General features: G+C 57.4%; 12 protein-coding genes and 1 tRNA gene. 7 read left to right on the plus strand and 6 right to left on the minus strand.

Annotation, left to right across the window (positions count from 1 at the left end):
• Nucleotides 1–63 precede the first annotated feature (63 nt).
• The 5 genes from ispD to M017_RS29125 all read left to right on the plus strand — a co-directional run bounded on the left by ispD (nt 64) and on the right by M017_RS29125 (nt 5,049).
• Nucleotides 64–753 (plus strand): 2-C-methyl-D-erythritol 4-phosphate cytidylyltransferase, encoded by a 690-nt coding sequence (gene ispD / locus M017_RS0103850; RefSeq protein WP_031495947.1) that lies wholly within the window; start codon nt 64–66, stop codon nt 751–753.
• Nucleotides 750–1,256, plus strand: a complete 507-nt coding sequence (ispF, locus tag M017_RS0103855) for a 2-C-methyl-D-erythritol 2,4-cyclodiphosphate synthase (RefSeq protein ID WP_031495948.1) — start codon at nt 750–752, stop codon at nt 1,254–1,256. The genes ispD and ispF overlap by 4 nt, the downstream gene beginning before the upstream one ends.
• On the plus strand, nt 1,243–2,625 hold the full coding sequence (locus tag M017_RS0103860) for a sigma-54-dependent transcriptional regulator (RefSeq protein ID WP_031495949.1): 1,383 nt from the start codon (nt 1,243–1,245) through the stop codon (nt 2,623–2,625). The genes ispF and M017_RS0103860 overlap by 14 nt, the downstream gene beginning before the upstream one ends.
• A complete protein-coding gene (locus M017_RS0103865) occupies nt 2,615–4,435 on the plus strand; it encodes a sensor histidine kinase (protein WP_080507483.1) in 1,821 nt (606 codons plus the stop codon). The genes M017_RS0103860 and M017_RS0103865 overlap by 11 nt, the downstream gene beginning before the upstream one ends.
• Before the next feature lie 101 nt (nt 4,436–4,536).
• Nucleotides 4,537–5,049, plus strand: coding sequence for a hypothetical protein (locus M017_RS29125; RefSeq protein WP_155121224.1), 513 nt, complete (start codon nt 4,537–4,539; stop codon nt 5,047–5,049).
• Nucleotides 5,050–5,129: 80 nt separating this feature from the next.
• Here the strand turns inward: M017_RS29125 and M017_RS27360 are convergent, their stop codons facing one another.
• Both M017_RS27360 and M017_RS0103880 read right to left on the minus strand, forming a co-directional pair.
• Complete coding sequence (locus M017_RS27360) at nt 5,130–5,891, minus strand: OmpA family protein (RefSeq protein WP_162179827.1); 762 nt, start codon at nt 5,889–5,891, stop codon at nt 5,130–5,132.
• A 375-nt stretch (nt 5,892–6,266) separates the two neighbouring features.
• A complete protein-coding gene (locus tag M017_RS0103880; protein WP_162179828.1) occupies nt 6,267–8,057 on the minus strand; it encodes a MutS-related protein in 1,791 nt (596 codons plus the stop codon).
• 34 nt (nt 8,058–8,091) lie between these two features.
• Here M017_RS0103880 and M017_RS0103885 point away from each other — a divergent pair, with 34 nt between their 5' ends.
• The gene (locus M017_RS0103885) at nt 8,092–9,006 is read left to right on the plus strand and encodes a VOC family protein (protein WP_051669487.1); all 915 of its coding nucleotides are present in this window, start codon (nt 8,092–8,094) and stop codon (nt 9,004–9,006) included.
• Nucleotides 9,007–9,023: 17 nt separating this feature from the next.
• Here the strand turns inward: M017_RS0103885 and M017_RS0103890 are convergent, their stop codons facing one another.
• Complete coding sequence (locus M017_RS0103890) at nt 9,024–9,584, minus strand: sigma-70 family RNA polymerase sigma factor (RefSeq protein WP_155121225.1); 561 nt, start codon at nt 9,582–9,584, stop codon at nt 9,024–9,026.
• A gap of 265 nt (nt 9,585–9,849) precedes the next feature.
• Here M017_RS0103890 and M017_RS0103895 point away from each other — a divergent pair, with 265 nt between their 5' ends.
• Entirely contained in the window at nt 9,850–10,698 is an 849-nt protein-coding gene (locus tag M017_RS0103895) for a carbon-nitrogen hydrolase family protein (RefSeq protein ID WP_155121226.1), read from the plus strand.
• Nucleotides 10,699–10,742: 44 nt separating this feature from the next.
• Here the strand turns inward: M017_RS0103895 and M017_RS0103900 are convergent.
• From M017_RS0103900 to M017_RS0103910, 3 genes are all read right to left on the minus strand, one after another.
• Nucleotides 10,743–10,831, minus strand: a tRNA-Leu gene (locus M017_RS0103900).
• A gap of 72 nt (nt 10,832–10,903) precedes the next feature.
• Entirely contained in the window at nt 10,904–13,015 is a 2,112-nt protein-coding gene (gene ppk1 / locus M017_RS0103905) for a polyphosphate kinase 1 (RefSeq protein ID WP_031495962.1), read from the minus strand.
• 18 nt (nt 13,016–13,033) lie between these two features.
• Entirely contained in the window at nt 13,034–14,389 is a 1,356-nt protein-coding gene (locus M017_RS0103910; RefSeq protein ID WP_051669488.1) for a M20/M25/M40 family metallo-hydrolase, read from the minus strand.
• Nucleotides 14,390–14,413 lie beyond the last annotated feature (24 nt).

Here is a 14,413-nt window from a genome sequence, read left to right on the forward strand (position 1 = left end):
TTAGCCCCATTTTCGCCTTTTATTCGCCATACGTCAACTACTACAATAAGAATGGTTGAAACTATGAGAGTTAGCGTCATCTTACCGGCGGCAGGGCTCGGTACGCGTATGGGAAAAAGCGCGAAGAAACAGTTTTTGCAACTCGACGGAACGCCGATCCTGATCCATACTTTGCGCCGCTTTGCGAACATCAGCAGCATCAATGAAATCATCGTTGCTTGCCGCGCAGAAGACATGGATGACGTCCGCGCCATGATTGCAGGAGTACCACTCCCCAAGCCGGTACGGCTAGTGGAAGGCGGCGATTCGCGGCATGAGAGCGTCGAACACGCCCTGGCGACCGTGGCCGATGACGTCGATCTGGTGGCGGTGCATGATGCGGTCCGTCCCTTTGCCGACGAGGCCATGATCCAGAAAGTGATTGCCGAAGCGGCGGAATGCGGTGCGGCCATTGTTGGAATTGTGCCCGTCGACACCGTCAAGCAGGTGCACCTGAATAAGATCCAGACGACGATTTCCCGCGATCGCCTGGTGTTGGCACAAACGCCCCAGGTCTTCACGACACAGTTGCTCAAGCAGGCCTTTGCGAAAGCGAAGGAGGATGGCTTCAACGGCACCGACGAATCGAGCCTGGTGGAGCGCCTCGATCAGATCGAAGTGCGGGTTGTGCCCGGGAGCGATCGGAATATCAAGATTACGAAGCCAACCGATCTCACCCTCGCCCGGCACTTTTTAGCTGAGGAACAGCAGTGAGCTACGAGTACCGCAGCGGACTCGGTTGGGACTCCCATCGCACCGCCTCCGGGCGGGCCTTGATCCTTGGTGGAGTCACCATTCCGAGCGAGTTTGGACTCGATGGACACTCGGACGCCGACATCCTGCTGCATGCGATTACCGATGCTCTTTTGGGTGCAGCCGCCTTAGGCGATATCGGCATGCACTTCTCGGACACAGACCCGCGATGGAAAGGCGCCGAAAGCATGCAGTTTCTACTGCACGCCAAGAGTCTGCTCGCGGAAAAGGGTTTTGAGTTGGTGCATCTCGATACAACCGTGATTCTCGAGAAGCCGAAACTGAAAGACTTCCGGACCGCCATTCGCGAAAACATCGCAAAACATCTGGGGCTCAGTCTGGAGTTGGTGTCCGTGAAGTTCAAGACCGCAGAAAAAGTAGGCCCGGTAGGCGAGGGCCGGAGCGCCGAAGCGCAAGCAGTGGTCACGGTGCGGAGGAAAGTACCTGAGTATGCAGGAGTTTAAGGCGCGCGTCCTCGTCGTCGACGACGAAGAGAATCAACGGCGGGGTTTATCCTCGCTGATCGGAGCCTGGGGCTATGAAGTCCGTCAGGCGCAGCACGGGGAAGAGGCGCTGGAGATCCTCGAGGTCTGGCCCGCACAGTTGGTGGTCTCCGACATGATGATGCCGGTCATGGACGGCCCCGGTCTGCTCGCGCGATTGCGGGAACAGCCGAATCCGCCGCAATCAATTGTGGTGACCGCATTTGGGAGCCTCGAAACCGCGCTCAAAACCATTCACGAACTCGGGGCCTTCTGGTTCCTCGAAAAACCCCTCGATACCCAGGCCCTCAAACTACTGCTGGACCGCGCGCTCACCGCAAGGCGATTGAGCGAGGACAAGGAAGTTCTCGAGCGGCAGCTCAGCTACGACGGACGCCTGGGCGGCCTGGTTGGCCAGACTCCGGTGATGCAGGAGCTCTACCGCATCATCCAGCAGGTAGCCCCCACTAAGGCATCCGTGCTGATCACCGGCGAAAGCGGTACCGGTAAAGAAGTAGTAGCTCGCGCCATTCATGGCTTGAGCTCCCGCACGAAAGAACAGTTTGTGGCGTTAAACTGCGCCGCGCTCCCCGAGAGCCTGATCGAAAGTGAGCTCTTTGGGCATGAGAAGGGCGCCTTTACAGGCGCGCTTGAGCGGAGGGCCGGTTGTTTCGAACTTGCGCATCGCGGCACTTTGCTGCTGGACGAAATCGGGGAGATGCCCGTGTCGACGCAGGCCAAACTCCTGCGCGTCTTAGAAGATGGGCGAGTGAGGCGGCTCGGAGGCAAGAGCGAAATGGAAGTGGATGTCCGCATTCTCGCGGCCACCAATCGCAAGCTCGAGGACGCCATCAGCAAAGGCACCTTCCGGGAGGACCTGTTTTACCGTCTGAATGTGTTCCGCATGGAATTAGCGCCGTTGCGGGAGCGCATGGACGATTTGCCGATCCTCTGCGAGACGCTGATCCAGCAACTCAACCACAAGCATGAGGTGAGGGTTTCAGGCATCGAGGAAACAGCCATGCTGGCGTTGCGCCGCAGGCAATGGCAGGGCAACATCCGGGAGCTGCGCAATGTCATCGAGCGCGCCGTGATCCTGGCCGGGGAGGGCTTGATTCGCGTTTCCCATCTGCCCACGCCGCCCGGAACAGAAGCCCCGCCCGTTGCATCCAATGATCCTGAGACCATCGTCATGCGCGTGGGCACCACCGTCGACGATGCCGAAAAAGCATTGATTTTCAAGACGCTGGAGCATACCAAGCAGAACAAGACTCGTGCGGCCGAGATCCTGGCGATCAGTCTCAAGACGCTTCACAACAAGCTGAAGCAGTACGGAGCCGATGACACTTAAAAGCCGGTTGCGGCTGACCATCTTGCTCCCGCTCATGGCGGTTGCAGTGGGCTATTCCCTGCTCAGCCTCTTTACCGTCGCCTCTGTTCTCTTTCGCGAAGCCACCGAGCGATCGATGCTCCTCGCCAGCCAGGCGCAAACCCTGCTGGTGCAGCGCGTGACGGAATATTCCAAGCTGAGTCCGCCCTCTTCTTCTCTGGAGGAAACCGAGACCCAGTGGAGGCGGATGGCCGCAGAAGACAAAGCGCTGTCGAGCTTGTTGCGCGACACCATGGCTTCCACGCGCACCGTGGTCGAGATCGACATCAAAGGGCAGGACGGCATCATCGTCGCCAGCTCAAATCCGAATAGCGTTGGCAAAGTAGCCCGCCGGGCCATGGCCGTCACGGACTGGGAAAAGATGGGCCGCGCCCGCCAGATCTGGCATGTGGTGATGCGTCGCGATGAGTACGAAACCATCATTCCGCTGGGCCTCCAGGGAAGCGACAAGCCACTCTTCGAGGTGCGGGTACTGCTGTCGAGTGAGTTATTGAACAATACGCTCGAACCGGAAGTCGAGAATCTGTTCTTTGCCCTGGGAATCTCGCTGCTGGTGGCGTTGGGAATCGCAGTGCTCACCGGCAATCTCGCATTTCTCCCCTTGCGGCGCCTGAGTGAGGCCATTGATAAGGTGAGCCGCGGGGAAGCCTTGAGCCAGCCGCAAGTGCAGGAGTCCCAAGAAGTACAGGTGGTGGAGAGTAAGTTGAGCCTTTTGGGCGAACAGGTACGCGGAGCCCGTGAGGATCTCGCCCAGGCGCGAGGCAATGTCCGGGACCTGATCGGGCGTATGGAAGACGCGGTTCTGCTCTTCGACGCCGAGCAGAACCTGGTGAATGCTGGAAGAGCGGTGGAAAAGTTTTTGGGACGGGGCCGCTGGGAGATTGCCGGCGAGCCGCTCAGCGAACTCTTTGCGCCGGGGACCCCTGCAGGCGATCTGATCCAGAGCGCGATGACCTTAAAACAAGGCATCAATGGTGCGGAAGTGATGCTCGAAGGCAAGCGCATCCATCTCGACCTCGACGTCCTGGAGGCGAAGGGCTATTTGTTGACCATTCGCGACGCCGACGCCAAGCTCAGCATCTCCAACCAACTCGATGTTTCCCAGCGCCTGAGTGCGTTGAACCGGCTAACCGGCGGAGTAGCCCATGAAATTAAGAATCCTTTGAACTCGATTGGCCTCCATCTTGAGATTCTGAAGGAGCGCATCGGCACTCACGATGAGGAGGCAGCAGAGGAAATCCGCGTTCTGCGGGATGAGACCCGCCGGCTCGACCGGGTGGTAAAGACATTTCTCGACTTCACCAAGCCGGTAGAATTGAAGTTAGCCCCTCTCGACTTGTTTGAGCTCATCACCGGAATGACACAGTTCCTGATGCCAGAGGCGCAAAAGAATCGCGTGAATCTCGTAGTCGACTGGGACCAGGCACCGGCCAAGATCCAGGGAGACCCCGATCTGCTCAAGCAGGCGTTTTTGAACCTGCTCCGCAACGGGATGGATGCCATGCCCGAAGGGGGCGACCAGGTTGTCAAAATCCACAAAGGAGTGGATGAGATCATCGTGGAACTCTCGGATCAAGGCGTCGGCATCCCTCCAGAGAGCCGGGAGAAGATTTTTCAACTTTACTTTACGACCAAGTCGAAAGGAAGCGGAATCGGACTGGCGGTTACATATCGCGTCGTACAGTTGCACAATGGAAGTATCGATTTCCGCAGCACGCCTGGAGTCGGGACGACTTTCGAGCTGCGATTCCCAGAATTGGTGGAGGATTAATGCGTAGGTGGTGGCGGATCAAAGGCGGCTTGGCTCTGGCAGCAAGTCTGCTAGTGGAGCAGGGCTGTAGTTTTAAGCGAGAGCCGCGAAAAGCGTCAATCGTGATCCCCCCTGCGCCGCAGCCGGGCCCGCCGCAGCCCTTGCCAGCCCCGCCGCAACTGACTCCCGGCGCAGTGCGTCAGCCACCAGAAACGGCAACCCAGGAGATGCCGACGCTGCCCCCCCCAGTTGAGGCTCCCAAGCCCGCAAAACCGGCCCGGACACGTCGCCCAACGGGGAATGCCGCCCTGCCGCAAGAGCAGCCCAGCACCACGCCCAGCCCGGAAACACCTGCAGCTACCGTGCCCGCACCGGCACCTGCTCTGACCCTCCAGCCGATTTTAGGCAACCAGGAGATTGCGGAGCGCAATCGACGGATCAAGCAGTATCTCGATAAGGCGATGCTGATCGTTTCCCGCGCCGAGAAGCTGAGCCCCGATGGGGCCCAAAGAGAACTCATTGAACAAGTGAAAACCTTTGCGCAGCAGGCCGAAGAGGCCCGCAAGGTCGACTTGGTGCGTGCCGAGAATTTGGCCGAACGAGCCGAAGTCCTTTCCCGCGCCTTGATCAAATAAAAGCACGCCCAACGCATGGTTGCGTTGGGCGTGCTCACTGCGTCCAGAAGTGGAGAGGGTGGGTGTGCAGCGAGAGGAAACTAGTTCGCGGAAGCCGTCGTCTGCGTGCCGGCCTGATCGGCAGAAACGAAGACCTTCATCTCGACGCGGCGATTCTGCTTGCGGCCATCGCGTGTCTTGTTGTCGGCAACGCCATTTTCAGCTCCGTAGCCGGCCACAAAGATCCGGTGCAGCGGAATGTTGTGCTTGGTGGTCAAGTAACGGACCACGGCGTCAGCGCGCTTCTTGCTGAGTTCGATATTGGCAGCCTTATTCCCGGTGCTATCGGTAAAGCCCTGGATTTCGACCACGTAGTTCTTCTTTTCCGTGACCTTGCCGATGGAGTTGTCGATCGACGCCATTCCATCCTTATCCAGTTCGGACTGGTTGATCCGGAAGAGCACCTGATCGGTGTTGGCGAGCTTAAAGTTCTGCATGTTCTCGAAGCGCGTGTTCATGGTGGAATTCATCGCGTTCATGTCCTTGCCTAACTGATCGGCCCGTGTCAGCCCTTGCTCTGCAAGAGCACGGCCATCGGCAGCTTCTTTGCGAGCCAGAGTGGCGTCCTTTTGAGCTGCATCGGCCTTGCCTTCGGCGCCCTGAGCGCGTTCGTCAGCCCGAGCGATCCCTCGCTCTGCTTCTTCAATCGACTTCGCCTGAGCCTGGGTGGTGGCGTCGAGTTCGCCAACTTTCTGGTTGATGGGGGTGACAGTCGTCTTGACGTATTTCTTGGTGGCGCAGCCGGTGATGAAAGGCGCCAGCGCGAGAGCGGCAATTGACGTCGTACGGAAGAGAGAGTTCATGGTAATGCTCCTTGTTATTTTGTCTTTTGGCACGCTGAGATTCGTTTCGGCAGAAACCCCAGCAGAACGCGTCACAATGCCTGCCCCGGTGCCGGTGAAAGCACCCGAATTGCAACGCGTACTGCCAGAGGGTTCATTCACACTACCGCCGTTAAAGCGTCGGTTGCTGCCTCCGAGTGTGAATGAAAGCGAAATCATTGCACTCTCTTAGATTGCAAGCCGGGGGCCAAACTCTCGAACTCTCTTAAGTGATTGATATTGCTACAGAAGGACAAAATACACGTGAGGAGGAACCTTGTAAAAGCTGCGAGTCCAGGTAAGTCTTACGCTGTAGAGAATCCTCGCGAGGAGGCCCGGAGGGATCAGGAACAGGCCTCACACCGGAACGCCGGCAAGCCTGGCAATTTCGAGAGCATTCGACTCATTCGTGATACCTGACTTCAGAATGTAGTCAAACTCCATCGGATCGCCATTGCCAGCCGAGCCCATGTGGAGGTTGGCGCCATGGAGTTCCGGGGCATCGGCCAGCTCGGTCAAGGCAAGATCGTGGGTGGAGAGCGCGCCGATCGCCCCCCGCTCGATGAGAGTCCGGACCACGGCTTCGGCAGCGATGCGGCGGTCCTTTGAGTTGGTGCCGGCAAAGATCTCGTCAATGAGAAAGAGGACGGGTGGGCGCTGTGTCGTCGCGGCCAGAATTTGACTGAGCTTTTCGATCTCGGCCCGGAAGCGGGAACGTCCTTCGGCAAGCGAATCCGAGGCAGAGAGCGAAGTCGCAACCGACAACGCGGACATCCGCAATGTGCGGGCGCACACCGGAGCACCACTGCGGGCCAGGACGAGGTTCAACCCAATGGCACGCAGCAGCGTGCTTTTGCCAGACATGTTCGAACCGCTCACCAGGTGAAAGCGCGTGCCTCGATTGAGTTGCACGTCGTTGCGAACGCAAACATCGCGCGCCAGCAGTGGGTGCCCGATTGCGCTCGCTTCAAAACACAGTTCCTCCTCCGGGACCAGATCGGCCGCAGCGTGATCCGGGTTCTCAAAGGCATAATTCGCCAGTGCGTGCAATGCCTCAAACTCTGCCCAGGCATCCAACCACACTCGTAGTTCTGCCCGATGCTCATCTCGCCAAACTTCAATCTCCAGGCAAAGCTGCGTGGCAAAGAGCAGGAAGAGAGAAGGACCATAAAACCAATCTTTATCACGCTCATACAACATCCGGAGCAGACGCTCCAGACGCCCGAGCGATGCAACGCTATGCGTCACCTGCTGCTGCAGCGCTTGCAATTTTGCCGACTGAAAGGATTGCAACGCCAGGAGCCCGAGTCCTTCCCGCAAGACAGAGATTTCTGCAGCGACCGAGCGGAGTACGGCAAGCTTCTCCTGCACCTGGCTGCGGCAGAAGAGCCCAATCGCGCCGCGCAGCAGCAATACGGCGCAGAGCGACGGCAAGACCACCGACCAGGGAAGGAGTAATGCGATCCCCAAGACAAGAAACACCAGCAGCACAGCGAGCAAGGCCCAGGCCGCGATCCGGATTCTGTTCCGATGCTCCATCACTTCCGAATCGAGCCACTGTGCAAAACTTTCCCAGGTCGATTCTGAAAACGCAAAGTTGCCGAGTACGGCGATTTGTTCGCGCAGCTGCGTTTGCGGCGCCAACTCGCAGACCGCTTCGCGCCGTGCCACGGACTCAGCCAGGGATGGAGGAGAAAGCAAGTAGGCGGCAAGGCCACGCTGGCCAATCGCGGTGCGCGTGGTACAGAGCAATTGAAAGAGAGAGGAAGCGCCCAGAATGTTCAGATCACTCGCATAGGGATGGCAAGGATCTTCAAAGCCAGCCCCGCTGGGCCCGGTCCCATGCCAAGTGCCGGCCAGTCTCGCAGAGCCTCGAGCGTAGAAATCCGCCAGGCGGGAATCGCGATCTTCGCGAGCTGTCGAGCGGGTCCGTAAATGCAGTGCGCCAATGGCCACTGGAAGCGGAGCGATGGCCCAGAAGGGAGATCTGCCCTCGCGCAGGGACAGGATCGTAATCCCGCCAATCGCAACGGCCGCGGCAATCAAGACAAGACCAGATAGAGTGCGGCTTCTCCCTGCGGCGGCAAGTCTGGCTCGGAGATGCTGTTGCCGCTCCGTGTAAAACTCTCGCAGTTCTAAAACCGTCATGGCATTCAGGATAAGCGAGTGATAGGGTGTGGGCATGCGAATCATTGGACTCGTGCTGGCCTTGGGCCTGGCTTGCAGCGCTGCAGAACTGAAACGGCCCAAGATCACGGGGGTGGCGCATATCGCGCTCTATGTCTCCGATATGGAAAAGGCACGCGAGTATTACCATGGCCTACTCGGGTTTTCCGAGCCTTATTCCTTACAGAATCCCGACGGGAGCTTGTCGATGACTTTCTTCAAGGTCAATGACAGACAGTACATTGAGCTCTTCCCAGAAAAGAAAGCCAATACGGACCGGCTGAATCATATCTCGGTTGAGACCGATGACATTGAGGGGATGCGGAACTACCTCGCGTCGAAAGGGGTAGCGGTACCAGAGAAGGTGGGCATCGGAAGAATCAAGAATAAGAACTTCAACGTGAAGGATCCGGATGGAAACACGATCGAGTTTGTACAATACGAACCCGATGGTTGGAGTATGCGCGAGAAGGGCAAGCTGCAAGCCAGGGGCGTTTCATCACATATCATGCACGTTGGCGTGATTGTGACGGCGCTTGAGCCCTCGATGCGTTTCTACCGGGACCTCCTCGGCTTCCAGGAATTCTGGCGAGGGAGTAAAGACGAGAAGGTCTTGAGCTGGGTGAACCTCAGAGTGCCAGACGGCGAGGACTATATCGAGCTCATGCTTTATGCCCAGAAGCCGGAAGAGACCAAGCGCGGCAGCGCACATCACCTCTGCCTTGCCGTTCCGGATATCAAACAGGCGCTGGCGGTCCTTGAAACTTTACCTGCACGGAAGAATTACACCCGGCCGCTCGAGATCAGAACTGGAATCAATCGCCGGCGGCAGCTAAATCTCTTTGATCCCGACGGGACAAGAGCAGAACTGATGGAGACCAAAACCGTAGACGGACATGACCCTCTGTGGTCAAAAGCGCTGGCTCCTTAATGGAATCGGTAGGAAAATTACGCAGCTCTTTGCGTGGAAACAAAATCTGCGCCAGCTCTTTGGCTGGCTTTCGCGGCAAGATTCTGCTTCAAACGAGTCAGACGAACGCGAACGCCGACTGCCGATAAACCAAATGTGACCGATAACTCTTTGCTTGTGTACCCTTCCACGTAATACAGGTTGAGAAGGTTTCGTTCACTGTCGGTGCAGTTACTGACCAGCCGTTCGATGTCCATGGTACTAGGAGGCGTTGGAGCGCCAACTAACATGGACTCAGCAAGTTCAGAGGAGCTGTGCATGCGGCGATAGTACGAATGCAGCAAATTCTTCGCGATTGAGTTAATCCAAACATTCAATGCTTCTGCGTGCCGGAGTTGGGCTCGTGACTCCCAGCCGCGGGCCCAGGCCGCTTGAGCGATCTCTTCGGCCGCATCGAGCCCCGCTCCACCGGAGGCGAGAAAACGTACGGTGCGCCGGAAATTTTTTGTATAAGCGTCCGCAAACTCCTGCTCAGTGAGCGGCACGCACGAATCAGTAAGTGGATTGGGGGAGGTGGAATCAATCACAACAGCGTTCATGCTGAGAATCTGTAGCACGATTTAGGCCAATTGGAAGAAAGCGCCCAAAAGATGCGATCGGAAAAACTCTCCCACTTTTTCACCCAATCCGGAAGAGACACTACGGAAGTTTATTCTTAGTGCGACATTTTGTGGAAGTAGGGTCAGAAGAATCGAGGGAATCATGAAGCTTCACTCACTCCGGGCGAGGCGCCAGGAACCAAGGACAGCTGTGATACATATGCTTGCATCAGCCTTCAGCTCCCCACTTAAGGACAAATCGACGATGAGCAAACCCACCCCATCTCCGTGCAGAAAGGATGGCTACCCCGCAGTTGCAAAGGTTCGCAACCTCACAAAAGTTGGCTTCTTCCATTTCATGGCAGGGTATGAAAACCCTATCCAGGCATTGCGCCATCAGCTAGAAGCCAAGAAGGAAGGTCTAAGCGGTTCGCTCATTGTCCTTCCAGAAGCCTTCAACGTTGGTGATTACAGAGGCACGCCAATCCCCACACCATCCAGCACCGAAGTAGCCGATGCAATGAAGAAAATTGAAGAACTTTGCATTGAGTTCGAAACCGTATTCGTGGCAGGGATATTGATCCCTCAACCAAGCCTAGATCGGTCCAATTCAGCATTTTTGATTAATGGGTTCGCGCCCCCCATTCGACTCACAAGCAAAACTTCGCCGGATGGCTTGGAACACGGGGTCTACTCCCCGTGTACGCAGGATTGCGATCCCCAGAACCCACTGCCCTATGGCGACAACGATTGGATTGCCACACTGATTTGCATGGACGCGCGAACAAGGCCAATCGGAGATGGGCGCGGCGATCAGACGAAAATCCAGTGTCGTATGCAGAAGATCAAGACTGTGATGGAAACTCAGCCCGAGCGCACCAGAATCCTATGCGTCCCCTCCAGCATGCAGTACGGAAACAGCCAAGACCTAGCTGCAGGCCAGAGCTACGATTGGGTCATTCTCGCCAATTCGTGCAATGCTCACGAAAATGTTCCATCCACGATTCTTCAGATTCAGAAGGGAGAGTCCCTGCCCGTAAGGACCTTCGGGGACAAAACAAGCAATGCAGTCTGCGTCTGGCCCATTCGATCAAAACCAGTCTTCCGGAAATAGAAACGGCGTCCCCAATTGGACGCCGGCAATGAAAAAATCTGAAATGGTGCCCGGGGCGGGACTTGAACCCGCACTCCTCTTACGAGAAAACGGATTTTAAGTCCGTTGCGTCTGCCGATTTCGCCACCCGGGCAGAACGATCGTTCTGCATTCACCAGTTTAGCGCTGAGTGTCCCCTTTCAGAACTGCAAATCGAAGCATCCTCTCAACGCGCCAGGAATCGGGCCTGGGAATTCACCGCCGCCGGATCGTTTCGTTTTGGGCTACGCAGATAAGACCCATCCCGTTGCATGATCCTGACCTTTGCTTCATCGCGCAGGTACAACTCCAGAATGTCCTCGCGAATCTGCTTGCCCAGCTTACGGTCCGTAATCGGGACCAGAATCTCGACTCGCCGATGCAGATTGCGCGGCATCATATCGGCGCTTCCCAAGTAGCAGTCCGCCTCGCCGCCGTTGCGGAACCAGTAGATCCGCGAATGCTCCAGAAAGCGGCCGACAATGGAACGGACACTGATATTCTCACTGACCCCCGGCACTCCAGGGCGAAGCGAACAGGCCCCGCGGATGATCAACTCAATCTTCACACCTGCCTGGGAGGCTTCGTAGAGAAGCGCGATGATCTCCTGGTGCGCCAGGGAGTTCATCTTAAAAATGATGTGCCCCCCGCGACCCGCACGCTGGTGCTCGATCTCGCGATGGATCAGGGACTTCATCCGCTCCAGTAAATCGACTGGGGCCACCAGGAGCTTGCGGTAATGCTTCTTTGCCGAATAGCCCGTGAGGTGATTGAAGAGATCTGTCGCATCCGCGCCCAGTTCTTCCGAAGCCGTCATCAGACTGAGATCGGTATAGAGCCCTGCGGTGACAACATTGTAATTCCCCGTTCCAAAGTGGGTATAACGCCGGATCTTGTCCCCTTCTTTGCGCACCACCAGGGCGACCTTCGAATGGATCTTGAGCCCCAGCAGGCCATAGACGACATGAACGCCTTCCGCTTCGAGACGGCGGGCCCACTCGATATTCGACTCCTCATCGAAGCGCGCCTTCAACTCCACCAGAACCGCCACCTGCTTGCCGTTCTCGTTCGCCTCGAGCAGACAATCCACCACCGGCGAATTCGGCCCGACACGGTACAGCGTCATCTTGATAGCGAGCACCGCAGGATCACGCGCCGCCTTGCGGAGAAACTCTACCACCGGGTCAAACGAGTCAAAGGGATGGTGGAGGAGCAGGTCTCCCCGCCGGATCACGGAAAAAATGTCCGAATCCTCGTTCAGCTTCGGATCGAGCGAGGCCGGAATCCGAGGAATAAAGGAGCGCTCCCGCAAATCCCGGCGATCGATCTGGAGCAGATGCTTCAACCGCACCATGCTGATGGGGTCCTCGACGCGATACACGTCCTTCCAATCCGCTTCCAGGTTCGAGACCAGAATCTCGAGCAACTGATCGGGCATCCCCTGGTTCACCTTCACACGCACCACATCCCCAAAACGCCGCGCGCGCACCGACTCCTCAATCGTTTCGAGCAGATCGTCGGCTTCCAGTTCCTGGATCGCAATATCAGCGTCGCGGGTGACATGGAAGGGATGAGCCTCAATAATCTCCATCCCTGGAAACAATTCACCCAGGTGGGACACAATCAGGTGGTCCAGCCAAATGAACCGTTGCTCCTTCGGCTTGACGCGACGCAGCTTCCCGTAGGCTTCAATCGGAATCAGCTGCGGCAGCGTATCAGGCACCTTGAGACGTGCGAAATGCTCCTGCCCGTCGGCGCCCCGAATCAAAATCGCCAGATTGAGACTTAAGTTCGAGATATGCGGAAAGGGACGGCCGGGGTCAAAAGCCAGAGGCGTCAGCACGGGATAAACCTTTTCGAGGAAATACTCGTGAAGGCGCTCGCGGGTCAGAGCATCGAGTTGATGCAGAGAAACCAGTTGAATGCCTTCGGCAGCAAGTGCAGGAATCAGTTCTTCCCGGAAGCAACGCCGGGCATCCACCATCAACTGGGCCACCGCAGGCCGAATGGAATCAAGCTGTGCCGCAGCAGAAAGCCCGTCGGGCCCGGGGTCTTCGAGCCCCGCTTCCACTTGCTGCTTCAGGCCCGCGACACGAACCATGAAAAACTCGTCCAGATTGGAGCCCAGAATGGACAGAAACTTGACCCGATCCAGCAACGGATTCGAGGGGTCGTTTGCTTCCTCCAGGACACGGCGCTGGAAGCCGAGGAGACTGAGTTCACGATTGATAAACAGGCTGGGGTCGTCGAGAGACGGCACCTGAACAGCCTCTACAGCCTTACGTTTCGGATGAGCCATGCACTCCCTTCAGAGTAGTCAATTGGACGGCGCCGGACTGTTAAAGTTGCGTTGCACCAAAGTATACGCAGAGATCGGACTTTCGACCCCGTTCTTGCCGATAGCCCGGACTCCCAGGACAATATCGTCAATCGAAAGCCCTGGCATGAGATACTCCGTCACCTTTCCGACATAGACCTCCCGTTCCCAGAATGGCGCGGTCGTCGAACGGACAGCGATGCTATACCCCGCAATCTCGTCGGGGTCCGAAGCCGGCACCCACTTCATCGCAGCATCATAGCCCTTGCCCCGGGTGAGATTCGGGCCGGTCACAACGCCGCTCGCATTAGTTCGCATCACCTCGGGCGCTGCTGGAGCAAGCGCCAGACTGGCCACCGCCGCTCCGTTCACGCGAGTGACCCGAGCGGTATAGGACGGCGACGCATTCTCAAAGGTATCAGTGGCCGAGTGCTGGTTTGCGTAGTTCTCCACCGGCGTGGTGAAGCGGATGGCCGGATATCCCAAATCGTGGAAAGGCGTGTGATCGCCACCGCGGCTGAAGCGATCCCCACGAAAGACAGGATTCGCCTTCATCGCCGGATCATAGCGCTCGGCCACCTCTCGGACATAGCGGGCCAGGGCACGGGAGGAAGAATCCATCGGGTCGCCCGAGTAGACGTTGACCAGATCAGTGATGCGGCGGCCGTCGCCAGACAGGTCGTTACCAATGATGTCGTTGTTGAAGATCCCGGCAAGCTTGCGCCGGGCCTCGTGGGCGTCCTTGGCATAGGCCCGGCTGCCAAAGAGCCCTTGCTCCTCGCCCGCGAAGGCAACAAAAACAAGAGTCTTTGGCCATTCGTAGGCGCTCATGATGCGGGCCAGTTCCATCACCAGTGCGACGCCGCTGGCATCATCGCTCACCCCGGGAGCATGCGCCTGCTCCGCGGAGGCAACCCAGTCCACCGCATCCTGGCCCGCAGGCACATTCTGCTTGCGGACGATCTGCAGCGAGTCATAGTGTCCGCTGATGAGGATCTCATGCTCTTTCTGTGTCGTGCCCGGCAGAACCGCAACCACATTGACGAGATCGAGATCCTTGACGATGCGGCCTTGCTTGGAGATGCGATGAGTATCGAAATGGACCTGGAGCTTTGGAGAGTAGGATTGAAACTCTTTCGAGATCCAGGTACGCGCCGCGACATTGCCTCGATCGGGGGAATCGAGATCGTAATTCGTATTGCGTGAACCGAAGCTCTCCAGCTTTCTGAGAATCTTGGCAATCCGTTCCTCGGATACGGCATCAATGATTTTTTTGACTTGGGGATGGATTCCCTTGGAGGAGACCTGTCCGCAAAGTGGCAGGGAGAAGACGAGAAGCAGCAGGCAGCGATTCATACTTTGGCTTCCCGCTAGTCTAGC

This window comes from Bryobacter aggregatus MPL3, from assembly GCF_000702445.1.
Classification (GTDB): Bacteria; Acidobacteriota; Terriglobia; order Bryobacterales; family Bryobacteraceae; genus Bryobacter; species Bryobacter aggregatus.

What these genes read in the sequence shown, in the direction of transcription:
- ispD (WP_031495947.1), top strand. Translation starts at nt 64, where the DNA reads ATGAGAGTTAGCGTCATCTTACCGGCGGCAGGGCTCGGTACGCGTATG.
- M017_RS0103860 (WP_031495949.1), top strand. Translation starts at nt 1,243, where the DNA reads ATGCAGGAGTTTAAGGCGCGCGTCCTCGTCGTCGACGACGAAGAGAAT.
- M017_RS0103865 (WP_080507483.1), top strand. Translation starts at nt 2,615, where the DNA reads ATGACACTTAAAAGCCGGTTGCGGCTGACCATCTTGCTCCCGCTCATG.
- M017_RS27360 (WP_162179827.1), bottom strand. Translation starts at nt 5,891, where the DNA reads ATGAACTCTCTCTTCCGTACGACGTCAATTGCCGCTCTCGCGCTGGCG.
- M017_RS0103880 (WP_162179828.1), bottom strand. Translation starts at nt 8,057, where the DNA reads ATGACGGTTTTAGAACTGCGAGAGTTTTACACGGAGCGGCAACAGCAT.
- M017_RS0103885 (WP_051669487.1), top strand. Translation starts at nt 8,092, where the DNA reads ATGCGAATCATTGGACTCGTGCTGGCCTTGGGCCTGGCTTGCAGCGCT.
- M017_RS0103890 (WP_155121225.1), bottom strand. Translation starts at nt 9,584, where the DNA reads ATGAACGCTGTTGTGATTGATTCCACCTCCCCCAATCCACTTACTGAT.
- M017_RS0103895 (WP_155121226.1), top strand. Translation starts at nt 9,850, where the DNA reads ATGAGCAAACCCACCCCATCTCCGTGCAGAAAGGATGGCTACCCCGCA.
- ppk1 (WP_031495962.1), bottom strand. Translation starts at nt 13,015, where the DNA reads ATGGCTCATCCGAAACGTAAGGCTGTAGAGGCTGTTCAGGTGCCGTCT.
- M017_RS0103910 (WP_051669488.1), bottom strand. Translation starts at nt 14,389, where the DNA reads ATGAATCGCTGCCTGCTGCTTCTCGTCTTCTCCCTGCCACTTTGCGGA.